Below are 24,753 nucleotides of genomic sequence, written 5' to 3'. Positions count from 1 at the left end.
CATATATATTCGGCGCAGGCTGGCGAAAGACCGGCCGGACAAGCATGGAACCGAGGCAGAAAGGACAGGAAATGCGGCTTCTGAAGGTGGTGGTGGTTCTGGGCATCCTGGTGATCGCAGGATTGGCCGGATACGCCTATTTCGGCGATATGAAGGCCGATCCACAGGAAATGCGTGTGCCTGTCGAACTGGATCTGGGCAATGCCGTGCCGCAACCGGCACCTGCGGCCACCGAAACGGCCCCGGCGGAGGCCGAGCCTGCCGCCAATGATGCACCGGCACCCGGACCCGATGACCTGGACTAAGCCCAAGCTCGCCTGCGGTGTTTCGGTCCTGCTGACAGGGCTGATGCTGGGTGCGGTCCCCGCCCTGGCGGAAAAGCCGCTGTCGGCCAGCGACTGGCTGTCGGGCAGCCTGAAGCAACCCGACACCATCTCGGCCTGGCGTCCCGGCGACGCCCGCCCCCGCGATGCGATGCGCAACGACACGCGGCGCGAGATTGCGCCCACCGGCGCGGTCGAGCCTGTGGGCGTCACCCGTCTGGGCGAGGGCAATCCCGACCGTCTGGGCACGGTCTCTCCCCGCGTGGCGGGACTGCCCGCCGATCTTTGGGGCACGAGCGACGCGGCGACGCTGTCGCAGATGATCACCCGCAGCAATCCGCAACTGCCCGCCCTGCGTCGGCTGATGCGCCGGGTGCTGGCGGCGCAGCTTGAGCCTCCGGTGACCGCCGATGGTCAGGCGGGGCAGCTGTTTTTGGCGCGGGTCGACAAGCTCTTGGACATGGGCGCGACGGGCGCGGCAAAGGAGCTTCTCAAGACCTCGGGGCCGGGGTCGCCCGCGCGCTTCCGCAGGCTCTTCGACATCTCGCTGCTGTCCGGGGAAGAGGCCAAGGCCTGCGAGACGATGGACCGCACCCCCGGCATCGCGCCCAGTTTCGCGGCCCGTGTCTATTGCCTCGCCCATGGCGGCGACTGGGCGGCGGCTGCACTGGTCTTTCACGGGGCCGAGGCGATGGGTCAGATCGACCCCGATATGGCGCGCCTGCTGTCGCATTATCTGGACGACAGTTACGTCGACGGCTCGGAAAACCTGACGCCACCCGCCGTGGTGACGCCGCTGGCCCTGCGCCTGCATGAGGCGATCGGCCAGCCGATCTCGTCCTCCTCGCTGCCGCTGGCCTTCGCGCTCAGCGATCTGGACGGCAATGGCGGCTGGAAGGCCCAGCTTGACGCAGCCGAGCGGCTGGCGCGTTCGGGCGCCATCCCGGCCTCGCAACTGCGCGCAATCTATGTGCAGCAAAGCCCGGCGGCCTCGGGCGGTGTCTGGGACCGCGCGGCGGCCATTCAGGCGCTGGCCGATGCGCTGGCACTGCAGGATCTTGCCGCCGTCGCCAAGGCGCTGCCCCCGGCCTTTGACCGCATGACCGAGGCTGGTCTGGGTCCGGCCCTCGCCGATATGGTCGGGGCCGAGGTCGGCAAGCTGGACCTGACCGGCAGGCCTGGTCAGATCGCGCTGTGGCTGGCGCTGCAGGCCGGGCAGTCGCAGGTGGTCGAGACGCCTGCCTCCGACATCACCCCCTTCGACGCCTGGCTGCTGAAATTCGCGGGCGGCGACAATTCCGCCCCGCCCTCGGACAGCGCCGAGGCCGAGCGTGCCGCGCAATTCGCTGCCGCACTGGCGATCCCCGCCGGTCAGGGTCTGGCCAGCGGTCCCGCCCAGCTGATCGCCGACAACCGTCGGGGCGAGGCGCTGCTGGGCGCCATCGCCAATGTCGACGCGGGCAGTTCGGGTGACACGGCCCGGGCCGCGCAGGGGCTGACCGTGCTTGATGCGCTGCAACAGCAGGAGATTGCCCGGCAGGCGGCGGTCGAGCTGATCCTTGGCCCGATGATGACCGGGCCGCAGCCATGACCGAGGCAGGCCGGGGCGACGCGCGCCGCGTCTCGGCTTTTCTGGACGCTCAGGCGGCCGAGGCCGGGTCCGCGCGCAACACTCTGCTGGCCTATGGCCGCGATCTGAGCGATTTCATGGACTGGCTGACCGACCGGGGCGAAGGCCTGCTGAGCGTCAGCCGCGACGGGATCGAGGATTACCTGACCCATTGCGACGATCAGGGCCTGTCGCGCGCGACGCGGGCGCGCAGGCTGTCCGCGATCCGGCAATTCACCCGATTTTCGCTGGATGAAGGCTGGCGCGAGGACGACCCGGCAGGCCGCATTGCCGGTCCCGGTCGGGCGAAGCGCCTGCCGAAGGTGCTGTCGCGCGATGAGGTCTCGGCGATGCTGGAGGCCACCCCGAAGATTGGCCGGACCGAGACCGAGCGTCTGCGCAATCTTGCGCTGGTCGAGCTGATCTATGCCACCGGCATGCGCGTGAGCGAGCTTGTGTCTTTGCCGATCAGCGCCTGCCGGGGCGATCCGGCGCTGCTGCTGATCCGGGGCAAGGGCGGCAAGGAACGCATGGTGCCGCTCAGCAATCCGGCACGGCGGGCGCTGTCGGCCTGGCTGAACCACCGCGACCGGGCCGAGGCCACCTCGGCCCTCGGTCGCCTCGTCAACGGCAAGGGCGCGCGCTGGCTGTTTCCGGCAGCCAGTGCCGAGGGTCATATGCCCCGGCAGGCTTTCAACAACCTGATCTCGCAGGTCGCAATTGCGGCGGGCATCGACCCCGGACGTGTGTCGCCGCATGTGCTGCGCCATGCCTTTGCCACGCATCTGCTGGAAGGCGGGGCCGATCTGCGCGCCATCCAGACGCTGCTGGGCCATGCCGATCTGGGCACGACCGAGATCTATACCCATGTGCTGGACGCGCGGATGCGCGATCTGGTGCTGAACCATCACCCGCTGGCCACGGGCAAGGTGCCGGGGCGGCGCAGTTCCTGACCCTCGCGGCGGTTAGCCCGGTTCGGGCTGGGGATCGTTGTTCTGGACATGCTCTTGCGCACGATGCCGCTGGCGGTCCAGTTTCAGCCCGCGCTTGCGGATGCTGCCCTGCACGATCCCGATCAGATCCAGACCCGGCCACAGCCTTCGCGCCTCTTCCAGATGATAGGCGGCGGCGTTTTCATCGCCATCCTCGGCCTGATGCAGCGCGCAGCTGAGTTGCAGCAGCGGGTTCTTGGGCGCCTGCTGCATGGCCAGCTGGAACCAGCGCCAGCCGCCCTTGCGATTGCCATTGGCAAAGCAGCAATCGGCCAGCCGCTTCAGGGTCAGCGGATCATTCGGGCGCGTCCGGTTCAACCATTCCAGCAAGGTAAACGCCCGGTGCATCCGCCCGTGCAGCCGCAGGAACGAGGCCGCGAGCCCAAGGCGCAGCGCGGTCAGATCGTCCAGATCGGGGGTGGGCACCTTCTGGGCAAGTGCCGCCTCGAACTCATGCAATGTCGGTCCGCCCACATGCAATTTCCGCTGGATCGCGGGCATCAGGCGCATGTCGCGGCGGACGCTCGCGTCATTCAGCAACTCTTCCCAGTCGCAGCGGACGGCCCAAAGCGGCAGCACCTCCTCGCAATCCGGACCATCGACCGCGCCCATGCGCTGCGCGGGTGCCATGGTTTCCGAACAGAGCGCCACCAGTCGCGGATCGAACATCAGCGCGCCGCCCGCCGTGCCGCCGCGCAGCAAAAGATGCCGCGCGAGGCCAGGGATGATCGGCCCCTCACCCGCGCGGCCGGTGAAGATCATGCTGAGGAACTCTGCATCGATATCGGTGTCCGAGGATTTGGCATTGGGCCGCAGGTTGTCGAGCACCAGCAGCACCTGTTTGCAATGCGGTCGGTCGCGGTTGCGCATCATCGGATTGGCCAGCCCTGCCCGCGCCAGCCGCCGCGCCTGTTCTTTCTTCCCGGCCGAAAGCGCCGCCCCCGACAGATCGCGGTAAAGGAAGGGGAAACGCTTCAGCAGTTCCGTGCGCCCCGCCATTGCCTCGACAATCTCGGCCCCGCGTTCGGTGTTGATCGCATGCGCCGCCGCGTATGATCCGCTTTGCGCCTGATCACCGGGCGCGAAGAAGCTGTCGGGACGGGCGATGACGCGGTCCAGCAGATCGTCATAGGCCTTCTGCTTGGCGCCCATGGGCAGGGCAGCGGGCAAGGGCGTGATGCGGCAATTCCCGATGACGGCAGCGGCGCGGGAATAGGCGCTCTGACTGGGCGCGCCCACCTGTTCGCAGCCCGCCATCAGCAGCAGTTCCAGCAGGTCCCGTTCCGCCGGCGTCAGCTTCGAGCTGTCAAACAGCGTCGTGACGGGAATCACCCTTGGATTGCCCTGCCGCAGATGATCGATCGCGGCGGGTGTGTCCGAGAATGCGATGACCGGGCCGGGGTTCAGCTCGATGAAGGCCTGAAAGAACTCGTCCGGGACGTATTTCGAACTCCAGGAGGAATAGGACCAGGGGTCGCCGTCCAGAATGTCGCCGCGCCGCACATGGATGGCGACGGGCGCGCCTTCCCCTGCGCGAGCGACGATCTCTCGGGCCTTGACCAGCATCCGCGCCAGCCGGGGTTTAAGCATCAGACCGGCGGCAATCTCTTGCACCTCGGCAGCGACATCGCCGGGAGATTCATTCATGAACCGCACGAGATCCGACATGGCAACGCATTGATATTGCTGGCCCGCCGCAATCGCATCGGCGAAATGCCGGGTGCTGGTGCTGGCGGCCTGCATTTCCACATTCCGGCGCGGCTCCAGCTCGGGGATGGCATCGACGATGTCGATCCATTCGCGCACGAAACCAGCCTTGAGGAAATCGTTCGGGTCCACAAGTTCGGGATAGGGGCCGTCGGGCTGCGACAACCACAGGAAACGCGCTGGCGCTGCCGCCACACGGGCAAGGCGCATCGTATTCAACAGGCAGATCAGCCGTGCTCCGATGCGATCCTGACGAAATCCAAGAATGGGTATCTTGCTGGTCATAACCGGTCACTCGTTCAGCAAGAGCATGCGCAGAATGCTTGTCGGCTTGCAACGGTGCCCGTGCCTGCATATCAGGGGTCAAATTCTCAACTTTTACGGAACCTGCCATGGACATCGATGCCCGCCGCAAAGCTGATCCCCAGCATTGGCGCCTTGCCAGCGCCATTCGCGTGCTTTCAATGGACGCAGTCGAGGCTGCAAAATCCGGCCATCCGGGCATGCCCATGGGGATGGCGGATGTGGCCACCGTCCTGTTCCGCAACCACCTGAAGTTCGACGCCTCGGCCCCGAACTGGTTCGACCGCGACCGCTTCGTGCTGTCAGCGGGCCACGGCTCGATGCTGATCTACAGCCTGCTGTACCTGACCGGGTATGAGCAGATGAGCCTCGACCAGATCCGCAACTTCCGTCAGTGGGGTTCGATCACCGCAGGCCATCCCGAATACGGCCACGCCGAAGGGGTCGAGACGACCACCGGCCCGCTGGGTCAGGGCATTGCCACCTCGGTCGGCATGGCCATCGCCGAAGAGGCGATGCGCGCCCAATACGGTGCGGATCTGTGCAGCCACAAGACCTGGGTCATTGCCGGTGACGGCTGCCTGATGGAGGGCATCAGCCAGGAAGCCATCGGCATGGCCGGTCACCTGAAGCTGAAGAACCTGATCGTCCTGTGGGACAACAATGACATCACCATCGACGGCCGCGTCTCGCTGTCGGATTCGACCAATCAGGCGAAGCGCTTCGAGGCCTCGGGCTGGCGCGTGCTGCATTGCGACGGCCATGATGCCGCCGACATCGACCGCGCGCTGACCGACGCCGCCTCGGGCAAGGACGACCGTCCGGTGCTGGTCTCGTGCAAGACCATCATCGGCTTCGGCGCGCCGAAAAAGCAGGACACCTCGGGCGCGCATGGCTCGCCTCTGGGGGCCGAGGAAATCGCGGCTGCCCGCGCCGCCTATGGCTGGACGGGCGCGGCCTTCGAGATCCCGGCCGAGATCCTGACGGAATGGCGCGCCATCGGTGCCCGCCATCAGGCCGAGCGTGAGGCATGGGCCGCGCGCGTCGACGCCCTGCCCGCCGATACGCGCGACGAATTCGCCCGCCGCGTTTCGGGCGCGGTCAGCGAGAAGCTGGCCCCGACCATCGCCGCGCTGAAGGAACAGGTTGCCGAGACCCGGCCCAATGTCGCGACCCGCAAGGCCAGCGAGATGGTGCTGGAAGTGGTCAACGCCGAACTGCCCGAGACCATCGGCGGATCGGCCGACCTCACCGGTTCGAACAACACGCTGACCAAGGATCTGGGCTTCTTCACCGCCACCAACCGCAAGGGCCGCTATATCCATTACGGCATCCGCGAGCATGGCATGGCGGCAGCGATGAACGGCATCTGGCTGCATGGCGGCTTCCGCCCCTATGGCGGCACCTTCATGACCTTCACCGATTACGCCCGCGGCGCGATGCGCCTGTCGGCGCTGATGGGTCTGCCGGTCGTCTATGTGATGACGCATGATTCGATCGGCCTTGGCGAAGACGGCCCGACCCACCAGCCGGTCGAGCATCTGTCGATGCTGCGCGCGACGCCCAACACCTGGACCTTCCGCCCCTGCGACATCGTCGAGACGGCCGAGGTCTGGGAGCTGGCGCTCAGCTCGGAAACCACGCCCTCGGTGCTGGCCCTGTCGCGTCAGAACCTGCCGACGCTGCGGCTTGATCACTCTGGCGAGAACCTGTCTGCACGCGGCGCCTACGTGCTGCGCGACGCCAGCGAGACGCCGCGCGTCGTGCTGATGGCCACCGGCTCGGAGGTGGAGATCGCCGTGGCCGCGCGCGACAAGCTGGAAGCGCAGGGCGTGCCGACGCGTGTCGTCTCGGTCCCCTCGATGGAGCTCTTCCGCGATCAGGACGCGGCCTACCGCGCCGAAGTGCTGCCCGCCAACACCGTCCGCATCGCCATCGAGGCTGCCGTGCGCCAGCCTTGGGATTGGCTGCTGCTGGGCGAGCGGGGCCGCGAAGAGACCTCGGACTTTGTCGGCATGACCGGCTTCGGTGCCTCGGCCCCTGCCCCGACCCTCTACAAGGAATTCGGGATCACCGCCGAGAATGTCGTCGAGAAGGCGCGCAAGCTTCTGGGATAAGCCCGGAGGATCACATTGAAAATCTTTCGAACGGCCGCCTTGTTGCGGCCGTTCTGCCGTGTCAGACCAAGCTTGCCGCCTCGCGTGGCGAACCGGCAACCCCTCACAGGAAAGTGGCCCGAAGAATGATGCATCGCGTGAACCGCGCCATCGCGCATCTGGGCGCGTCTGGGCAGCCGGGTTCTGGCCGCTCGACCCAGACGCTGGGCATCATGCTGCTGCTGCTGGCGATCTTTCTGTTCACGCTGATGGATGCGACGGCCAAATATCTGGCCCAGCATTATGAGCCGGTGCAGATCGTCTGGGCGCGCTTTGCGGGCAATATGCTGATCGTGGGGGTGCTGTTTGCCCCGCGTTTCACCTCGGTCCTGAAAAGCCGCCAGCCCAGTGTCCAGTTCGGCCGCGCGCTGACGCAGCTGGCCTCCAGCGCGCTGTTCTTTTCCTCGCTGGCCTATATCGGCCTGGCCGAGGCCACCGCAATCATGGACATCAACCCGGTGCTGATCACGCTTGGCGCGGCGATCTTTCTGGGCGAATCCATCGGCATCCGCCGGATCATCGGCATCGTGGTCGCGCTGATCGGCGCGATGATCGTCATCCGCCCCGGCGCGGGTGTCTTTCACCCGGCGGCGGTGCTGCCGCTGATCGGGGCCTTCACCTATGCGGCGGGCGCGCTGCTGACGCGGGTCGCGCGGCAGGATTCGACCGCCACCTCGGTCCTGTGGTCGGCCATGGTCGGCACGATCATCACCTCTCTGGCGGTGCCGTTCTTCTGGCAACCCATCGCGCCCCAGCACATCTGGGCCTTCCTGCTGCTGGGGTGCCTTGGCGCGGTGTCGCAGGCGCTGCTGATCCGGGCGTTCTCGCTGGCCGAGGCGGGTGCGGTCGCCCCCTTCGGTTACACGGGCTTGATCTGGGCAGGATTGTGGGGCTGGCTGTTCTGGGGCAACCTGCCTGACAAATGGACCGTGATCGGCGCTGTCATCATCGTGGGTGCCGGGATATATGTCTGGGCCCGAGAGGCGCGCGCAATGAAACAGGCGGAATGAGCAAGGACGACGACAATTCTGAACCGGTGGCCCTGCGCGACAGGATTGCCAACGGGGCCTTCCTGATCGTCATGGGGGCCGTGGGGCTGCTGCCCTATGAACGCCGGGTGCCGCTGATGGGCTGGCTGTTTGCCCATGTGATCGGCCCGCTGGCAGGCTGGCGCAAGCGCATCCGCGACAATCTGGCCAAGGCCCGCCCTGACCTTACCCCCGCCGAGGTGCGCCACCTGACCCGCGCCGTGCCCGACAATGCCGGGCGTTCGCTGGCCGAGATCTATTCGGGACAGGAATTCGTCGGCCGCATCCATGAGGCCGATCCGCTGACCGGCCCCGGCGTTCCGGCGCTGGAACAGGCGGCGCAGGCCGGGCGGCCCGTCATCCTCGCGGTTGCGCATTTCGGCAATTACGACGCCATGCGCGCGGCGCTGACCCTGCGCGGCTGGCCGGTGGGCGCGCTCTATCGCCCGATGAACAATCAGGCCTTCAACCGCCACTATATCCCCGCCATGCGCGCCATTGCCGAGCCGATGTTTCCGCGCGGGCGCTCGGGTCTGGCGGCGATGCTGCGCTTTCTGAAGGGCGGCGGGTGGCTGTCCTTGGGCTTTGACCAGTTCGACGACCACGGGGCCGAGCTGCGCTTCTTCGGCCTGCCCTGCAAGACCGTGCTGACGCCTGCGGAACTCGCGATCCGCTATGACGCGCTGATCCTGCCGATTGCGGGTATCCGCCAGCCCGACGGGCTGAGCTTTCGCGTCGAGGTGGGCGAGCCTTTGGCCCATTCCACCCCCGAGGCGATGATGCAGGCGCTGAACGACCGGCTGGAACAGCAGATCCGCCAACACATGGACCAGTGGTTCTGGGTCCATCGGCGGTGGAAACAACGATGATTCCACGCCGATTTGACGGCAATTCCCTTTCCCTTGCCTGTTTCGCCGGTCTATAAGCGCGGCAAACCTGTCGCGCACCAGAACGCGACGCCCCGAAAAACCAGAGGATGGCATGAGCGAAGATTCCAAGCACAAAGATCAGGACCAACGCCGCCACGAAGGCGACGTGGCCTTCATCCAGGCCCTTGCCCAGCTGCTGATCAACAATGATCTGGCCGAACTGTCGGTCAAACGCGAATATGACGAGAATGATCGCCTGACCGTCAGCCTGTCCAAACAGGGCAAGCAGGTCGCCATTCAGACCGTCGCCGCGCCCGCCATGGCGCTGCCCGCACCGGCAGCCGTTGCCGCAGCGCCCGCAGCCGCCTCGGCAGCCCCCGCCGTTGAGGATCCGGCCAGCCTGCCCGGCGTGGTGAACTCGCCCATGGTCGGCACAGTCTACCTTGCGCCCGAACCCGGCGCGAATGCCTTCGTCACCGTTGGCCAGCAGGTCAAGGAAGGCGACACGCTGCTGATCGTCGAGGCGATGAAGACCATGAACCACATCCCCTCGCCGCGTGCGGGGACCGTCAAGCGCATCATCGTCGATGACGGCAGCCCGGTCGAATTCGGCACCCCCCTGATCGTCGTCGAGTGAGGCGCGGATGTTCGATAAAATCCTGATCGCCAATCGCGGCGAGATCGCCCTTCGGGTGGTCCGCGCCTGCCGCGAGATGGGCATCGCATCCGTCGCGGTCCATTCGACGGCAGACGCCGACGCCATGCATGTGCGCATGGCCGACGAATCGGTCTGCATCGGTCCGCCCTCGTCGACCGACAGCTATCTGTCGATGCCCGCCATCATCTCGGCCTGCGAGATCACCGGCGCGCAAGCCATCCACCCGGGTTACGGTTTCCTGTCCGAGAACGCCGGTTTCGTGCAGATGGTCGAGGATCACGGCATCGCCTTCATCGGCCCCTCGGCCGAGCATATCCGGATCATGGGCGACAAGATCACCGCCAAGGAAACCGCGAAATCGCTGGGCATTCCGGTGGTTCCGGGCTCGGACGGCGGTGTCCATGACGTCGAGGAGGCGCGCCGCGTCGCCGCCGCCATCGGCTATCCGGTCATCATCAAAGCCACGGCCGGCGGCGGCGGTCGCGGCATGAAAGTGGCGCTGGATGATGCCTCAATCGAGACTGCGTTCCGCACCGCGCGCGCAGAGTCGAAAGCCGCCTTCGGCAATGACGAAGTCTATATCGAGAAATACCTTCAGCGCCCGCGCCACATCGAGATCCAGGTCTTCGGTGACGGCAGGGGCCGCGCAGTCCATCTGGGTGAGCGTGACTGCTCGCTGCAGCGCCGCCACCAGAAGGTACTCGAGGAAGCGCCCGGCCCGGTCATCACGCCCGAGCAGCGCGCCCATATCGGCAATATCTGCGCCAAGGCGATGGCCGATCTGGGCTATCGCGGTGCGGGCACCATCGAATTCCTCTTTGAGGATGGCGAGTTCTATTTCATCGAAATGAACACCCGCCTGCAGGTGGAACACCCGGTGACCGAGGCCATTTTCGACGTCGATCTGGTGCGCCAGCAAATTCTGGTGGCCGCCGGTCAGGAGATGGAATTCCGTCAGGAAGACCTCAAGATCCGCGGCCATGCCATCGAAGTGCGCATCAACGCCGAGAAACTGCCGAACTTCACGCCCTCTCCGGGCACGATCAGCCAGTATCACGCGCCGGGTGGGTTGGGCGTGCGGATGGATTCGGCGATCTACGACGGCTACCGGATCCCGCCTTACTACGACAGCCTGATCGGCAAGCTGATCGTGCGTGGCTCGAACCGGCAAGAGGCGCTGGCCCGTCTGTCGCGCGCTTTGGATGAGCTGATCGTGGACGGCGTCGATACCACGCTGCCGCTGTTCCGTGCGCTGGTCGAAAACCCCGACATCCAGCGGGGTGACTATTCGATCCACTGGCTGGAGCGCTGGCTTGCCGAACTGGGAAACAACTGAGGACGCAAGCCGCCTCTCTCTGACACGCGCATGCCGCAGCCTTCCAAGGGTTGCGGCATGACCAGTTGGCTGACCGCCGAGCGGATGCTGACCGCCTATTCGCGCGGCATTTTCCCGATGGCGGAAAGTGCCTCCGACCGCCAGCTTTACTGGTTCGACCCGGATGAACGCGGCATCCTGCCGGTGGGCGGCGTGCATGTCTCACGCTCGATGCGGCGCTTTCTGAGGGGCAGCGACTGGCACGCGACGGTCGATCAGGCGTTCGAGCGCGTCGTTCTGGCCTGTGCCAACCGGGATGAGACCTGGATCAATACCGAACTCCGCGACCTTTACCGGACCCTGCACCGCCTGGGCCACGCCCATTCGCTGGAGGTCTGGCAGGGCGACGATCTGGTCGGCGGGGTCTTCGGCCTGTCGCTGGGCGGGGCCTTCTTTGCCGAAAGCATGTTCTCGCGCCAACCGAACGGTTCAAAGGCGGCACTGATCTGGCTTTCGGATCATCTGCGCCGCAGCGGCTTCACCCTATGGGACACACAATATCCGAACCCGCATCTGGCAACGATGGGCGGGCTGACGATTGACCGGCAGGACTATCTGGCCCGTCTGGACCATGCGCTGACGGTCAAGACGCGCTTTCTGCAAGGGCCGCTGCCAGACGCTCAGGCGCTGTTGCAGGTCACGACCCAGACGTCGTAACGCGAATCGTCCAGCGCCGACAGCGCCGGAGAAGACGCGATCATCCAGCCCGAAAAGACGACATGTTTCGCCCGCGTGTCGGTGATCTTCAGCTCGGCGAAGGCATCTGCCGCAGGGTTGGCGGCAGGGTAACGGCATTCCGACAGAAGCACCTCGAGCCTGCCGAAGCTGACCGTCTGACCAACCTCCATCGGCAGGTCCTTGCTTTGCCCCGTGACCTTGTCGAGGCCACGCAGCATCGCGCCCTGCGCCCGCGCCGTGGCGGGGCCGCGATCCGCCGCAATCTCGGCCTGACGCTCGGCGGCAGAAGGCTCGGCCGGGACGACCGCGCTCGGGTCGTCGCTGAAGGCCGGGTCGACCATCAGGTGATCGACGCTTTCTTCCTCCTCGGGCGCGGGATCCTCCTGCGCGAATGCCGCGAAAGGCGGCAGCAGAAGCGCGGCCAGAGCCATGGCAGAGACAAGATTACGGGTCATTCTTTTTGTCCGACGCTTGCGAATCGACGAATTTCATCATCAGCGAGATCAGGCTGACAGCGCCCTGCACATCCTCGATCTCATCCCCCGGCGCAAGGTTTTCAGGCGCGCCACCGGGTTGCAACTCGATATAGGCACCGCCCAGCAGGCCGTTCGACTGGATCAGCGCGGCGCTGTCCGTCGGCAAAACGATACTTTCAGGAATGCGCAAATGGGCCTCGGCCAGATAAGTCTCGGGGTCGAGGCGCACCGAGGACACCCGCCCGACCTTCACGCCCGCGACGCGCACATCCGTGCCGCTTTCGATGCCGTCGACATTCGGAAAGGCGGCGCGCAGCTCATAGGTCTTGCCCAGCCCCTGCGTCAGCCCGGACCCACCCGAGGTCGACCAGACCAGAAACCCCAAAGCGACCGCAAGCACGACCGCCCCGACCCAAAGCTCGGTCCGTTCGGCAGATGTGCTCACGCGGTTACTCGGGCTGCCAGGCGTCATAATCGCGACGCGGGGCGGGTTCGGCGTTGTAAAGCGAGCCTGCAGGCCGATAGGCCCCCGGCGTGCCGGTCAGGTTCTCGTGATGCGGACGCTCCCACGCCTTGCGGGCCAGCGGGTCCTGCGTCGGCGGCAGCTTGTAGGTGTGGTGCAGCCACCCGTGCCATTCCGGCGGCACGCGACTGGCCTCGGCCTCGCCATTGTAAATCACCCAGCGACGCTTGCCGCCACCGGACTGGAAATAGGTGTTGCCCTGCTCATCCTGCCCGACCTTTTCGCCATAAAGCGCGGTCCAGACCTGCGTGTTCAGGGTCTGGCCGTTCCACCAGGTCAGGATCCGGGAAATAAGGGACATGGCTCGAGCCTTTCACAACTGCTTGCAAGCGGTATCGCAAATCTGCCGCCTTTGGTCCAGAGCCTGCGCGCTGTTCCCGGCCCGGATACGGCCCCGGATCGCAACGAAAAAGGGCCACGGCATGGCCATGGCCCCGGTTCTTTGGATCGACGGGCAATCAGCTTGCCGCAGCCGGTTCCTTCTTGGCGTCGGCGTGAATGATCAGCGGCTTCGCGCTCGAGTTTTCGACGGATTCCTCGTTCACCACGACCTCTTCGACGCTGTCCATGCCGGGCAGATCGAACATGGTGTCCAGAAGGATGTCCTCCATGATCGAGCGCAGGCCCCGGGCCCCGGTCTTGCGCTTGATGGCGCGGCGGGCGATCGCGGTCAGCGCATCCTCGGTGAAGGTCAACTTCACATTCTCGAGGTCGAAGAGCCGCTGGTACTGCTTCACCAGCGCGTTCTTGGGCTGCGTCAGAATGATGATCAGCGCATCTTCATCCAGATCGGTCAGCGTCGCGATGACCGGCAGACGCCCGACGAATTCCGGGATCAGGCCAAACTTCAGCAGGTCTTCGGGCTCAAGCTCTTTGAAGAGCTCGCCCACGCCGCGATCATCCTTTTCCTTGACGGTGGCACCGAAGCCCATCGCCGTACCCTTGTTGCGCTGCGCAATGATCCGCTCAAGGCCCGCAAAGGCACCGCCACAGATGAAAAGGATGTTGGTCGTGTCGACCTGCAGGAATTCCTGCTGCGGATGCTTGCGCCCGCCCTGTGGCGGCACGCTGGCGACCGTGCCTTCCATGATCTTCAGCAGAGCCTGCTGCACACCCTCGCCCGAGACGTCGCGCGTGATCGAAGGGTTGTCGGACTTGCGGGTGATCTTGTCGACCTCATCGATATAGACGATGCCGCGCTGCGCCCGCTCGACGTTGTACTCGCTGGCCTGAAGCAACTTCAGGATAATGTTTTCCACATCCTCGCCGACGTAACCGGCTTCGGTCAGCGTCGTCGCATCGGCCATGGTGAAGGGCACATCCAGAATGCGGGCCAGCGTCTGCGCCAGCAGCGTCTTGCCGCAACCGGTCGGGCCGATCAGCAGGATGTTCGACTTCGCCAGTTCGATATCGGATTTCGAGCTGTGGTTGAGCCGCTTGTAGTGGTTGTGCACCGCGACCGAGAGCACGCGCTTGGCATGTTCCTGACCGATGACGTAATCATCCAGCACCGCGCAGATTTCACGCGGCGAGGGCACGCCTTCGCCCGATTTCAGCGCCGAGGACTTGGTCTCTTCGCGAATGATATCCATGCACAGTTCGACGCATTCATCGCAGATGAATACGGTCGGGCCCGCGATCAGCTTGCGAACCTCGTGCTGGCTCTTGCCGCAGAAGCTGCAGTAAAGCGTATTTTTGCTGTCGCCGCCTGACGGATTTGCCATCATTCAGATCCTTTACGTTGCCCCGAACGCCCGGTGAGAGACCGGACATCCGCTGTGCTCTGGGCCGAAAATCTGGTTCCCGGCCCGGTTTGCTCAATGTTAGGGTGGGCAATCGCCCGTCACAATCCCTAATTCACCCCGACACCCGGCGTCCGGGCGCGGCCGTCACTTCTCGGCTTCGGCCTTGCCGCGCGGCATCACGATCTCATCGATAAGACCCCATTCGCGCGCCTCTTCGGGCGACATGAAGCGGTCCCGCTCCAGCGCTTCCTCGACCTCGGCCAGCGTGCGGCCGGTGTGCTGGACATAGATCTCGTTCAGGCGGCGCTTCAGCTTTTCGGTTTCGCGCGCATGGATCAGGATGTCCGTCGCCTGGCCCTGATAGCCGCCCGAGGGCTGGTGCACCATCACGCGCGAATTCGGCAGCGAATAGCGCATGCCCGGCTGACCAGCGGCCAGCAGAAGCGAGCCCATCGAGGCCGCCTGCCCGACCACCAGCGTCGAGACGCGCGGGCGGATGTATTGCATCGTGTCATAGATCGACAGGCCAGCCGTCACCACGCCGCCGGGGCTGTTGATGTACATGCTGATGTCTTTGGTCGGGTTCTCGGCCTCAAGGAACAGCAGCTGCGCCGAGATCAGCGTCGCCATGCCGTCATGGACCGGGCCCGACAGGAAAATGATGCGCTCTTTCAGCAAGCGCGAGAAAATATCATAGGCGCGCTCGCCGCGGCTGGTCTGTTCGACGACCATGGGGACGAGCGTGTTCATGTAGAATTCTGCCGGATCGTGCATGTCTGTCCTTGCTTCTGGTCCCTGCCTCGTCGTCCATCCGCGCGATTCGCCCAGATGGGTCTGCCGCAAACTGCCGGATATCCGCGAATGATTGACAGAGTCTTAGTAACGCCGCCCGCCAAGAACAAGAGACTGATAAAAATTGCCCCACTCCTGCATGAGGGATAAGTTGCTTCCGAACGACGGAGACCCTGATGAAATTGATCGTGGGGCTGGGCAATCCCGGCACGAAATACCAAGGAAATCGCCACAATGTGGGCTTCATGGCGCTGGACCGCATCGCCTCGGACCACGGGTTTTCGCCTTGGCGGACGCGGTTTCAGGGCGAGACCGCCGAGGGGCGACTGGGGGATGAGCGGGTGACGCTGCTCAAGCCCGGGACCTTCATGAACCTTTCTGGGCAGGCCGTCGGCGAAGCGATGCGCTATCTGAAGCTCACCCCCGATGAGGTCATCGTCCTGCATGACGAGCTGGACCTGCCGCCCGGCAAGCTGCGGCTCAAGCTGGGGGGCGGGCACGCGGGGCACAACGGGTTGCGCTCGATCCACCAGCACATTGGCGAGGCCTATCGGCGCGTGCGCATCGGGATCGGGCATCCGGGGCACAAGGATCGCGTGGCAGGCTATGTTCTCTCCGATTTTCCTAAATCAGAAGAAGAGGTTCTGGATAATATCTTGCGTGGAATCTCGGATGGCGGCCCTGCGCTGGCCTCAGGCGACGATGCGCGGTTTTCGAACGCCGTCGCCAGCCGCGTCGCCCCTGCGCGCAACAGCGGCAGCCGCCCGCCTGCCGCCGAGGCCGCGCCTGCGCGCCCGGTCAAAGCCACGCCCAGGCCTGCCGAGCCACAGCCGGACGCGCCGTTGAGCCTTGCAGATCGGCTGAAGGCATTGGGGGAGCGGTTCAGATGAGCAGCTGGGCCCTGGCCTTCACCACGCAAGCCGAGGCCTGCCGCGCGCTTGACTCAGCGCTGACGGCGGAAATCTGCGAGGCGCTGCTGGCCCATATCTCTGTCGGCGAGGATTCGGTGTCCCGGCGCGTGCGGGACTGGCCGGGCGACCTCAGCTATCGCGGCGATTCCGTTCCGCTGCGGCTTTGCGGCGCGCTGCATGCGCTGGTGCTTGAGGGTAAGGATCCGGCCTTGGCGCAGGCCTATGCAGGGCCTCCGACAGGCGACCTTCAGGAAGTGATTAATAATACACTACAATATCATACTGACTATATTCTAGATTTTATCGACCTTCCGCCCCAAACCAATGAAGTCGGCCGCTCGGGTGCGATCATCGCAGCAGCATGGCACCTGACGGCGCTGTTCCCCGCAGCCAGCTTCAAGGCTCTTGAGCTGGGCGCGAGTGCTGGACTCAACCTTAATTTTTACCGCTATCACCTTGTAGCTAATAATAACAATGAGACCGCACCCGATACCGTTCTCCTGACGCCGGACTGGCGAGGCGCGGTCCCGGCCCGACACTCCTTGCGGATCGATGAGGCCGCGGGCGTCGACATCAACCCGCTTGATCCCCTGCGTGACGCGCTGCGGATGAAGGCCTATATCTGGCCCGATCAGCCGCAGCGGCTGGCGCGCATGGACGCGGCGCTCTCGATCGCGCGGGCGCATCCGCCTAAAGTCGACAAGGCCGATGCGGCGGAGTGGCTGGAGGCGCAGCTTGATCAGCCCTCCCAGACCGGGCGCCTCGTCTATCATACCATCGCCGCCCAGTATTTCCCGCCCCGTACGCGCGAGCGGATCGAGGCCGCCCTGCAACGCGCGGGCGAAACGGCCAGCGATCACGCCCCGCTCGCGCATTTTTCAATGGAATCATCTCCGACCACGGGCGCTGATCTGCTATTGAGGGTCTGGAGTAAGGGTCGCTTGCGGGAATGGCACCTGGGTCAGGCCGATGCCCATGCCCGCTGGATCGACTGGCAGCCGGAGGAGATCTGATCTTGGAACCGTCCCTGAACGTTCTGGGCCAGGAATTGCAGCCTTGCTCGACCACCCCGATGACCGGATTTTACCGCGACGGCTGCTGCAACACCGGCCCCGAGGACCGTGGCAGCCACACCGTCTGCGTGGTGGTCAATGCCGAGTTTCTGGCGCTGTCGAAATATCTCGGCAACGATCTGAGCACGCCCCGGCCCGAGCTGCGCTTCCCCGGCCTCAATCCCGGCGATCGCTGGTGCCTTTGTGCCGCGCGCTTCCTGCAGGCCGCGCAAGAATTTGCCGCTCCCGGCGTCGTGTTGGAGGCCACGCATCAGCGCGCGCTGGACGTCGTGCCGCTGGAACTGCTGCAAGCCCATTCCGTCGCTGCGGGCGACCCGAGTGCCCGCAAATGATGCGTTCCCTGATCCTGTCGCTGTCGCTTGCCACCTCCGCCTTTGCGGCCAGCCCGGCCATGGCCGAGGAACTGGCCGATGGGGCGCAGATCACCTCGACCGACTGGAACCGGTTGAACGATCTGGACCGGGCCTATGGCGCGGCGCTGCGCGAGGCCTTTGACGATGCCGACCCGGCTGAGCTGGATCAGGTGCTGGCGACCCTTTCGGGCGAGGTGCTGACGGTCGAAGGGTTCGATCCGAAGGCCATGGCGGGTGAGTGGCGCTGCCGGACCACCAAGATCGGTAAGACCGTCCCGGCGGTCACCTATCAGCCGTTCAAATGCCGGATCTCGGTCGGGGCCGATGGCAAGGCGGCGCTGGAAAAGATCAGCGGCTCGCAGCTGACGCGGGGCACGCTGCATCTGGACGGAGACCGCATCGTCTATCTGGGCGCGGGCTATATCAACGGCGACCCGCCACCCGAATATGCCAGCCTGCCGCCTGAGTTCGATGTCACCGCCTCGCCCCAACAGGTGCCCGAGGTCGGCGTGCTGGAACTTCTGGGGCCGGATCGCGCGCGCATCCTGTTCCCCTATCCGCATCTGGAATCGACGATGGATGTGCTGCTGCTGACCCGCTAAAGCGCCGCCAGATAGTGGCGGACGGCATCGACGACATGGCGGAAACGGTCGCCGCCCAGATGCTTGCCGCCATACCAGCGGGTCACGATGATGATGTGATCCTGCAGCCCTGCCCGCTCGATCATCTGCAGGATGATCTGGCTCGCGCCGCTTTCGCCGTCGTCATCCTTGTAGCCCTCGCCGCCCAGAACCGCCGCCCAAGTGTTATGCGTGGCCTTGGCGAAGCGCTTGTTGCGGCGCAATTCGGTCAGCAGGGCGCGCACCTCATCCGGGGTGCTGGCCGGACCGCCCGAGACCGCATAGCGCGACCCCCGGTCCGAGATGATCTTGTCATGGACGGTCAACGCCATCAGCGGCGTTTCCGGACGTAAAGCTCCAGCCGGTGGCGCACGATGTCATAGCCCATTTCGCGGGCAATCTCGGCCTGCAGGCGTTCGATGCGGTCGTTGACGAACTCCATGACCTCGCCGGTCTCGACGTCGATCATATGGTCATGGTGCTGCTGATCGGCAGGCTCGAACCTTGCCGCCGCGCCTTCAAATTCCAGCTTCATGATGACGCCCTGCGCCTCAAGCGCCGAGAGCGTGCGATAGACCGTCGCCAGAGACACCCCCGCCCCCGCTGCCATGGCGCGCTGATGCAGCTGCGTCGCATCCGGGTGGTCGTCCGCCGCCGCCAGAATCCGCAGAAGCGCCGCCCGCTGGCGGGTAATCCTGACCCCTGCCCGGCGCAGGGCGGCTTCAAAAGATCGGGCGCGCTGTTCGTTTTCCATCCGCTCTTTTCCCTCAGTCCGGGGATGATTGCAAACTTCTTGACAGTTGCGAATGGTTCGCAGATAACTTCCTTAGATGAGAACTCGTCGCATCTAAGACGCGCATTGGAACAACGAAAAACATGCCCCCCAGCCTTACCCGGCCCGCTGTATTTGCCCTGCTTTTCGCCTCGATTTCCGCCCCTGCATTGGCCGATGAATTCAAGGTGGCCACGACCTTCACCATCATCGCCGACATGGCCCGCAACGTCGCAGGCGACAAGGCCGAGGTCGTGTCGATCACCAAGCCCGGGGCCGAGATCCACAATTACGAGCCGACGCCCAGCGACCTGATCGGCGCGCGGGACGCCGATCTGATCCTGCGCAACGGGTTGAACTTGGAACTGTGGTTCGAACAATTCCTGCGCAATCTGGGCGACATCCCCTCGGTCACCGTCAGCGAAGGGGTCGAGCCGATGTCGATCTCTGGCGGCAGCTATGAGGGCAAGCCCAACCCCCATGCCTGGATGTCGCTGCAATCGGCGGGGATCTATGTCGACAACATCGCCCGCGCGCTTTCCGAGCATGACCCCGAAAACGCCGCGACCTATCAGGCCAATGCCGAAGCCTATAAGCAGCAGCTTTCGGACGCGATCAGCCCGCTGCGCGAGAAGGCGCTGGCCCTGCCCGAGGATCGGCGCTGGCTGGTGACCTCGGAAGGGGCGTTTTCGTACCTCGCGCGGGATTTCGGCCTTAATGAGATGTATCTCTGGCCGATCAACGCCGATGCGCAGGGGACGCCCCAGCAGGTCCGCCGCGTGGTCGACGCCATTCGCGCCCATCACATTCCGGTCGTCTTTTCGGAAAGCACCGTATCGGACCGTCCGGCCCGACAGATCGCCGCCGAGACCGGCGCGGCCTATGGCGGCGTGCTTTACGTCGACAGCCTGTCCGAGGCGGATGGCCCGGTACCGACCTATCTGGACCTGCTGCGCGTGACCTCGGAAACCATTCTTGAGGGGCTCTCCAATGACTGAACTTCCGGGCATCAAGGTCGAGGGGCTGACCGTCACCTATCGCAATGGCCACACGGCCCTGCGCGACGCGAGCTTCACCGTACCGCAAGGCTCGACCACCGCATTGGTCGGCGTGAACGGTGCAGGAAAATCTACGCTTTTCAAGGCGCTGATGGGCTTTGTTCCCTCGGCCAAGGGCCATGTCGAGGTGATGGGCATGCCCGTCCCTGACGCATTGCGCCAGAACCTGATCGCCTATGTCCCGCAGGCCGAGGAGGTCGACTGGACCTTTCCGGTTCTGGTCGAGGATGTGGTGATGATGGGCCGCTATGGCCATATGGGCTTCCTGCGCCGCCCGCGCGCTGCCGACCGGCAGGCGGTCGATGAGGCGCTGGCCCGCGTCGGCATGTCCGACTATCGCAAGCGCCAGATTGGCGAGCTGTCGGGCGGGCAGAAAAAGCGGGTGTTTCTGGCCCGCGCGCTGGCGCAGGGTGGCCGGGTGATCCTGCTTGATGAGCCCTTCACCGGTGTTGACGTCAAGACCGAGACCGCGATCATCGAACTGCTGGGCCAGATGCGAGCCGAGGGGCGGGTGATGCTGGTCTCGACCCATGACCTTGGCTCGGTGCCGGAGTTCTGCGACCGGGTGGTGCTGGTCAAGGGGACGGTGCTGGCCTCGGGGCCGACGGCCGAGACTTTTACCCCCGAGAACCTGCGCCTCGCCTTCGGTGGCGTCCTGCGGCATTTCGTGCTGGGCGGCCAGCATCTGCATGATGATGACGACCCGCGCTCGGTCAGCGTCTTCTCGGATGATGAGCGGCCGCTGATCTTCTATGACGACCAGCAAAAGACCCGCGACGAAAGCGGAGGCGGCAAATGATCGACACGCTGCTGATCCCCTTCCAATACAGCTATATGAGCAATGCGATCTGGGTCTCGGCGCTGGTGGGGGGCGTCTGCGCCTTCCTCTCGGCCTATCTGATGCTGAAGGGCTGGTCGCTGATCGGCGATGCGCTGAGCCATTCCATCGTGCCGGGCGTCGCGGGGGCCTATATGCTGGGCCTGCCCTTCGCGCTGGGCGCCTTCCTCTCGGGCGGGCTTGCGGCGCTGACCATGCTGTTTCTGAACCAGCGCACGGGCCTGAAAGAGGATGCGGTCATCGGCCTGATCTTCACCAGCTTCTTCGGGCTGGGCCTGTTCATGGTGTCGCTGAACCCGATGGCGGTCAGCATCCAGACGATCACCATGGGCAATATTCTGGCCATCACGCCCGAAGATACGCTGCAACTTGCTATCATCGGGCTGGTGTCGCTTGCGATCCTGACCGCCAAATGGCGCGATCTGATGGTCGTCTTCTTCGATGAGACCCATGCCCGCACCATTGGCCTTAACCCCACGCGGCTGAGGGTCCTGTTCTTCACGCTGCTTTCGGCCTGTACTGTCGCGGCCATGCAGACGGTCGGGGCCTTTCTGGTCATCGCGCTGGTGGTGACCCCCGGCGCCACTGCCTATCTGCTGACCGACCGCTTTCCCCGGCTGATCCTGCTGTCGGTCGCGATCGGCTCGATCACCTCGGCGGTCGGGGCCTATGTCTCGTTCTTTCTGGACGGCGCGACCGGAGGCATCATCGTGGTGCTACAAACCCTGCTGTTCCTGACGGCCTTCCTGTTTGCGCCCAAACACGGCCTGCTGGCCGCGCGTCGCCGTGCCGCGCAGGCGCTGAAAGAGGTCGCGTGATGGAGTGGCTGACCCTTCCCCTGTCCTTCCCCTTCATGCGCGATGCGGCGCTGATTTCCGTCGTCGTGGCCTTTCCGGCCGGGCTTCTGTCGTGCTTTCTGGTCCTGCGCGGCTGGTCGCTGATGGGCGATGCCGTCAGCCATGCCGTGCTGCCGGGGGTGGTGCTGGCCTATGTTCTGGGCGCGCCGCTGATCGTCGGAGCCTTCGCCGCCGGCATGGTCTGCTCGCTCGCCTCGGGCTATCTGCAGCAGAACAGCCGGGTCAAACAGGACACGGTGCTGGGCGTGGTCATGTCGGGCATGTTCGGGCTTGGGGTGGTGCTTTACACCTCGATCAGCAGTGACCTGCATCTGGACCATATCCTGTTTGGCAACATGCTGGGCGTCGGCCCCGAGGATCTGCGTCTGGCGCTAGTCATCGCGCTGGTCGTGGGCGGGGCGCTGGTGCTGAAATGGCGCGACTTTGCCCTGCTGGCCTTCGACCCGGTGCAGGCGCGGGTGTCGGGTCTGCGGGTGACGGTGCTGAATTACGCGATGCTGGCGATGATCTCGATGACGGTGGTGGCGATGCTGTCGTCCGTCGGGATCATCCTTGCGGTCGCCATGCTGATCGCACCCGGAGCCGTGGCATTTCTGGTCACCCGACGGCTGGCCGCCATGCTGGCCGTCTCGGTCGCGGTGGCGGGTTTCGGCGCGTTGATCGGGGTCTGGGCCAGCTTCTGGCTGGACGCAGCTCCTGCCCCGACCATCGTGCTGGTGATGACCGCAGCCTTCGTCGCGGCCTTCCTGTACCGGACCGCCGCCAGCCGCCGTGCCGCCCGGGCCTGAGCGCCGCGCCTAGATCGTGCGGCCGCCATCGACCTCAAGGATGACGCCGGTGATGAAATCGGCCTCATCCGAGGCCAGATACAGCGCCGCATTCGCGACATCGCGCGGCTCGGAGAGGCGACCCAGCGGAATGGTCGAGACAAAGCGTGCCCGGTTCTCGGGCGTGTCGGCGCAGCCCATGAACTGCTCAAGCAGGCCCGTCACGCCCATGACCGGAGCGATGCCGTTCACCCGGATGTTGTCGGGCGCAAGCTCGACTGCAAGACTGCGGGTCATCAGGTTCACCGCCCCTTTCGAGGAATTGTACCAGGTCAGCCCCGGGCGCGGACGGATGCCCGCGGTCGAGCCCACATTCAGCATCACGCCCCCATCTTCGTTGCGCCAATGCGGCACGATGGCGTGGACCATGTGAAAGATCGACAGGACGTTGACGTCATAGATCTTGCGGAAGGCGGCCTCATCCGTGCCGAGCAGCGGGCCGTTGGGCGTGGTCCAGCCCGCATTGTTGACGACAATGGAAAGCCCGCCAAACGCCTCGCGCGTGCGGCCCACGGCGGCCGCGACCTGATCGCCTTGCGTCACGTCGCATTCGATGGCGATGGCGCCGCCCCCGATCTCCTGCGCGACGGCCTCGGCGCCGGCGCGGTCAAGGTCCAGAACGGCGACCCTTGCCCCTTCCCGCGCGAAGGTCTGGGCGATGCCCTTGCCGAACCCCGACGCGGCGCCCGTCACCATGGCCGTCTTTCCCTGAAGCCTCATGCTGTCCTCCGTTTTCAACCGTGATGATGAACAATCGTCTTGAGCCGCGCAAATTCGTAAAGCGCAGCAAAGCCCTTTTCGCGGCCATGGCCGGATTTGCGGATGCCGCCGAAGGGCAGCTCGACCCCGCCGCCCGCGCCATAGCCGTTGATGAACACCTGTCCGCAGCGCATCGCCCGCGCCACCCGCGCTTGACGGTCGCCGTCGCGGGTCCAGATCCCAGCCACAAGGCCGTAGGCGGTGCCATTGGCGATGGCGATGGCCTCGGCCTCATCCTCGAAGGGAATGGCGGCCAGCACGGGGCCGAAGACCTCTTCCTGCGCGAGGGTTGAGGCCGGATCGACCGGACCGAACAGGATCGGCGCGACATAGAAACCGCCCGGCGGCACATCCGGGGCGATCTGGCCCTGCGACAGGACCGGCGCGTCAGCCTCGGCGATATAGCGCTCGACCCGCGCCTTCTGCCGGGCCGAGATCAGCGGGCCCAGAACCGCGCCCTCGCCCGAGGCGCTGGCGGTGACCGTGCGAAACCGCTCGGCCAGCAGGCCGGTCAGCCGGTCCCAGATGCCGCGCTGGATCAGCACCCGCGATCCGGCCGAGCAGGTCTGCCCGCCGTTCTGCACGATGGCATTCACCAGCACCGGCAGCGCCGCCTCAAGATCGGCGTCGTTAAAGACGATCTGCGGGGATTTGCCGCCCAGTTCCAGCGTGCAGCCGATGTGATTGCGCGCCGCCGCCGTCTGGATCATGACGCCCACCTCGGGCGAGCCAGTGAATGAGATGAAATCGACGCCCGGATGTTCGCTCAGCGCCTTGCCCGCAACGTCACCGCGCCCGGTGACGATGTTGATGGCACCGGGCGGAAAGCCCATTTTGGTCGCGATCTCTCCGATGCGCAGGATGGTCAGGCAGGCATCCTCGGCGGGTTTGGTCACGGTGGCATTGCCCATGGCCAGAGCCGCGCCGACGCTGCGCCCGAAGATCTGCACCGGATAATTCCAAGGCACGACATGGGCGGTGACGCCATGCGGCTCCCACAGGGTGCGGGCGTCATAGCCCGCAAGGAAAGGGATGGTCTCGCCATGCACCTTGTCGGCGGCACCGCCGTAATATTCGAAATAGCGCACCAGCCCCTTCATATCGGCGCGCGACTGGGCGATGGGCTTGCCGTTATCCTGCGTCTCCAGCCGGGCCAGATCCTCGGCCTCTGCCTCAAGCCGCAGGGCAAGGCGCTGCATCAGCCGCCCCCGCTCGGCCGCCGCAAGCTGCGACCAGTCGCCGCCATCGGCAGCGCTGCGGGCCGCCGCGACGGCATCGGCCACGTCATCCGCATCGGAATCGGCGATGGCGGCGAAGGGCGCGCCATCGATGGGAGAGATCATCGCAAGCTCGCGCCCCGCACATGCCGGGCGCCATTCGCCGCCGATCAGATTGCGTGCAGGGGGAAGGCGCAGGCTGGGATGATCGGTCATGCGGTCCTCGGGGCTCAG

27 protein-coding genes are annotated in these 24,753 nt (G+C 65.3%); 17 read left to right on the top strand and 10 right to left on the bottom strand.

The genetic code is table 11. From position 1 onward, the window contains the following. The first annotated feature begins 71 nt into the window (after positions 1 to 71). From IQ24_RS01110 to IQ24_RS01100, 3 genes are read left to right on the top strand one after another with little or no spacing between them, the layout of a single operon-like run. Positions 72 to 305 (top strand): hypothetical protein, encoded by a 234-nt coding sequence (locus IQ24_RS01110; RefSeq protein ID WP_145395865.1) that lies wholly within the window; start codon positions 72 to 74, stop codon positions 303 to 305. Then, a complete protein-coding gene (locus IQ24_RS01105; protein ID WP_145395864.1) occupies positions 292 to 1,914 on the top strand; it encodes a hypothetical protein in 1,623 nt (540 codons plus the stop codon). The genes IQ24_RS01110 and IQ24_RS01105 overlap by 14 nt, the downstream gene beginning before the upstream one ends. Further along, a complete protein-coding gene (locus IQ24_RS01100) occupies positions 1,911 to 2,885 on the top strand; it encodes a site-specific tyrosine recombinase XerD (RefSeq protein ID WP_145395863.1) in 975 nt (324 codons plus the stop codon). Before IQ24_RS01105 ends, IQ24_RS01100 begins: the two co-directional genes overlap by 4 nt. A gap of 12 nt (positions 2,886 to 2,897) precedes the next feature. On the opposite strand, the gene IQ24_RS01095 is transcribed toward IQ24_RS01100, so the two are convergent. After that, a complete protein-coding gene (locus IQ24_RS01095; protein ID WP_199756451.1) occupies positions 2,898 to 4,916 on the bottom strand; it encodes a hypothetical protein in 2,019 nt (672 codons plus the stop codon). Between the two features lie 107 nt (positions 4,917 to 5,023). Between IQ24_RS01095 and tkt the strand changes: the two genes are divergently transcribed. The 6 genes from tkt to aat all read left to right on the top strand — a co-directional run bounded on the left by tkt (position 5,024) and on the right by aat (position 11,677). After that, positions 5,024 to 7,051, top strand: a complete 2,028-nt coding sequence (gene tkt / locus IQ24_RS01090) for a transketolase (RefSeq protein WP_145395862.1) — start codon at positions 5,024 to 5,026, stop codon at positions 7,049 to 7,051. A 125-nt stretch (positions 7,052 to 7,176) separates the two neighbouring features. Next, positions 7,177 to 8,100, top strand: coding sequence for a DMT family transporter (locus IQ24_RS01085; RefSeq protein ID WP_242007852.1), 924 nt, complete (start codon positions 7,177 to 7,179; stop codon positions 8,098 to 8,100). Continuing rightward, positions 8,097 to 8,987 carry a lysophospholipid acyltransferase family protein gene (locus IQ24_RS01080; protein ID WP_145395861.1) on the top strand — a complete coding sequence of 297 codons (891 nt, stop codon included), beginning with the start codon at positions 8,097 to 8,099 and terminating at the stop codon, positions 8,985 to 8,987. The genes IQ24_RS01085 and IQ24_RS01080 overlap by 4 nt, the downstream gene beginning before the upstream one ends. Before the next feature lie 112 nt (positions 8,988 to 9,099). Then, positions 9,100 to 9,624 carry an acetyl-CoA carboxylase biotin carboxyl carrier protein gene (accB, locus tag IQ24_RS01075; protein ID WP_145395860.1) on the top strand — a complete coding sequence of 175 codons (525 nt, stop codon included), beginning with the start codon at positions 9,100 to 9,102 and terminating at the stop codon, positions 9,622 to 9,624. Positions 9,625 to 9,631: 7 nt separating this feature from the next. Beyond that, the gene (gene accC, locus IQ24_RS01070; RefSeq protein WP_145395859.1) at positions 9,632 to 10,981 is read left to right on the top strand and encodes an acetyl-CoA carboxylase biotin carboxylase subunit; all 1,350 of its coding nucleotides are present in this window, start codon (positions 9,632 to 9,634) and stop codon (positions 10,979 to 10,981) included. Positions 10,982 to 11,038: 57 nt separating this feature from the next. Then, complete coding sequence (gene aat / locus IQ24_RS01065) at positions 11,039 to 11,677, top strand: leucyl/phenylalanyl-tRNA--protein transferase (RefSeq protein ID WP_145395858.1); 639 nt, start codon at positions 11,039 to 11,041, stop codon at positions 11,675 to 11,677. On the opposite strand, the gene IQ24_RS01060 is transcribed toward aat, so the two are convergent. The 5 genes from IQ24_RS01060 to IQ24_RS01040 all read right to left on the bottom strand — a co-directional run bounded on the left by IQ24_RS01060 (position 11,641) and on the right by IQ24_RS01040 (position 15,216). Further along, complete coding sequence (locus tag IQ24_RS01060; protein ID WP_242007851.1) at positions 11,641 to 12,153, bottom strand: DUF2155 domain-containing protein; 513 nt, start codon at positions 12,151 to 12,153, stop codon at positions 11,641 to 11,643. The genes aat and IQ24_RS01060 overlap by 37 nt on opposite strands. After that, on the bottom strand, positions 12,143 to 12,619 hold the full coding sequence (gene mlaD / locus IQ24_RS01055; RefSeq protein ID WP_145395857.1) for an outer membrane lipid asymmetry maintenance protein MlaD: 477 nt from the start codon (positions 12,617 to 12,619) through the stop codon (positions 12,143 to 12,145). The genes IQ24_RS01060 and mlaD overlap by 11 nt, the downstream gene beginning before the upstream one ends. 4 nt (positions 12,620 to 12,623) lie before the next feature. Next, a complete protein-coding gene (locus IQ24_RS01050) occupies positions 12,624 to 12,998 on the bottom strand; it encodes an NADH:ubiquinone oxidoreductase subunit NDUFA12 (protein WP_145395856.1) in 375 nt (124 codons plus the stop codon). Between the two features lie 157 nt (positions 12,999 to 13,155). Beyond that, on the bottom strand, positions 13,156 to 14,421 hold the full coding sequence (clpX, locus tag IQ24_RS01045) for an ATP-dependent Clp protease ATP-binding subunit ClpX (protein ID WP_145395855.1): 1,266 nt from the start codon (positions 14,419 to 14,421) through the stop codon (positions 13,156 to 13,158). Positions 14,422 to 14,586: 165 nt separating this feature from the next. Further along, positions 14,587 to 15,216 carry an ATP-dependent Clp protease proteolytic subunit gene (locus IQ24_RS01040; protein WP_145395854.1) on the bottom strand — a complete coding sequence of 210 codons (630 nt, stop codon included), beginning with the start codon at positions 15,214 to 15,216 and terminating at the stop codon, positions 14,587 to 14,589. A gap of 194 nt (positions 15,217 to 15,410) precedes the next feature. Here IQ24_RS01040 and pth point away from each other — a divergent pair, with 194 nt between their 5' ends. The 4 genes from pth to IQ24_RS01020 are packed head-to-tail and all read left to right on the top strand — an operon-like array spanning position 15,411 to position 18,173. Then, entirely contained in the window at positions 15,411 to 16,124 is a 714-nt protein-coding gene (pth, locus tag IQ24_RS01035) for an aminoacyl-tRNA hydrolase (RefSeq protein ID WP_145395853.1), read from the top strand. Further along, positions 16,121 to 17,158: a DUF2332 domain-containing protein gene (locus tag IQ24_RS01030; protein WP_145395852.1), complete on the top strand. Its 1,038-nt coding sequence runs from the start codon at positions 16,121 to 16,123 to the stop codon at positions 17,156 to 17,158. Before pth ends, IQ24_RS01030 begins: the two co-directional genes overlap by 4 nt. A gap of 2 nt (positions 17,159 to 17,160) precedes the next feature. Next, entirely contained in the window at positions 17,161 to 17,550 is a 390-nt protein-coding gene (locus IQ24_RS01025; RefSeq protein ID WP_145395851.1) for a DUF2237 family protein, read from the top strand. Next, positions 17,547 to 18,173 carry a DUF4893 domain-containing protein gene (locus IQ24_RS01020; protein WP_145395850.1) on the top strand — a complete coding sequence of 209 codons (627 nt, stop codon included), beginning with the start codon at positions 17,547 to 17,549 and terminating at the stop codon, positions 18,171 to 18,173. The genes IQ24_RS01025 and IQ24_RS01020 overlap by 4 nt, the downstream gene beginning before the upstream one ends. On the opposite strand, the gene IQ24_RS01015 is transcribed toward IQ24_RS01020, so the two are convergent. Beyond that, positions 18,170 to 18,523 (bottom strand): YigZ family protein, encoded by a 354-nt coding sequence (locus IQ24_RS01015; RefSeq protein WP_145395849.1) that lies wholly within the window; start codon positions 18,521 to 18,523, stop codon positions 18,170 to 18,172. The genes IQ24_RS01020 and IQ24_RS01015 overlap by 4 nt on opposite strands. Next, positions 18,523 to 18,945 carry a Fur family transcriptional regulator gene (locus tag IQ24_RS01010; RefSeq protein WP_145395848.1) on the bottom strand — a complete coding sequence of 141 codons (423 nt, stop codon included), beginning with the start codon at positions 18,943 to 18,945 and terminating at the stop codon, positions 18,523 to 18,525. The genes IQ24_RS01015 and IQ24_RS01010 overlap by 1 nt, the downstream gene beginning before the upstream one ends. Before the next feature lie 122 nt (positions 18,946 to 19,067). Between IQ24_RS01010 and IQ24_RS01005 the strand changes: the two genes are divergently transcribed. The 4 genes from IQ24_RS01005 to IQ24_RS00990 are packed head-to-tail and all read left to right on the top strand — an operon-like array spanning position 19,068 to position 22,504. Next, positions 19,068 to 19,961 (top strand): metal ABC transporter substrate-binding protein, encoded by an 894-nt coding sequence (locus IQ24_RS01005; RefSeq protein ID WP_145395847.1) that lies wholly within the window; start codon positions 19,068 to 19,070, stop codon positions 19,959 to 19,961. Beyond that, positions 19,954 to 20,820 (top strand): manganese/iron ABC transporter ATP-binding protein, encoded by an 867-nt coding sequence (locus IQ24_RS01000; protein WP_145395846.1) that lies wholly within the window; start codon positions 19,954 to 19,956, stop codon positions 20,818 to 20,820. Before IQ24_RS01005 ends, IQ24_RS01000 begins: the two co-directional genes overlap by 8 nt. Then, positions 20,817 to 21,677 carry a metal ABC transporter permease gene (locus tag IQ24_RS00995; protein ID WP_145395845.1) on the top strand — a complete coding sequence of 287 codons (861 nt, stop codon included), beginning with the start codon at positions 20,817 to 20,819 and terminating at the stop codon, positions 21,675 to 21,677. The genes IQ24_RS01000 and IQ24_RS00995 overlap by 4 nt, the downstream gene beginning before the upstream one ends. Beyond that, complete coding sequence (locus IQ24_RS00990; RefSeq protein WP_145395844.1) at positions 21,677 to 22,504, top strand: metal ABC transporter permease; 828 nt, start codon at positions 21,677 to 21,679, stop codon at positions 22,502 to 22,504. Before IQ24_RS00995 ends, IQ24_RS00990 begins: the two co-directional genes overlap by 1 nt. Positions 22,505 to 22,513: 9 nt before the next feature. Here the strand turns inward: IQ24_RS00990 and IQ24_RS00985 are convergent, their stop codons facing one another. Further along, positions 22,514 to 23,263 (bottom strand): SDR family oxidoreductase, encoded by a 750-nt coding sequence (locus IQ24_RS00985; protein ID WP_145395843.1) that lies wholly within the window; start codon positions 23,261 to 23,263, stop codon positions 22,514 to 22,516. Positions 23,264 to 23,277: 14 nt separating this feature from the next. Further along, a complete protein-coding gene (locus tag IQ24_RS00980) occupies positions 23,278 to 24,735 on the bottom strand; it encodes an aldehyde dehydrogenase family protein (protein WP_145395842.1) in 1,458 nt (485 codons plus the stop codon). Positions 24,736 to 24,753: the final 18 nt, after the last annotated feature.

The sequence above is a fragment of the Paracoccus sulfuroxidans genome (assembly GCF_007830335.1).
GTDB lineage: Bacteria > Pseudomonadota > Alphaproteobacteria > Rhodobacterales > Rhodobacteraceae > Paracoccus > Paracoccus sulfuroxidans.
This window is presented reverse-complemented; position numbering and strand designations above follow the sequence as displayed.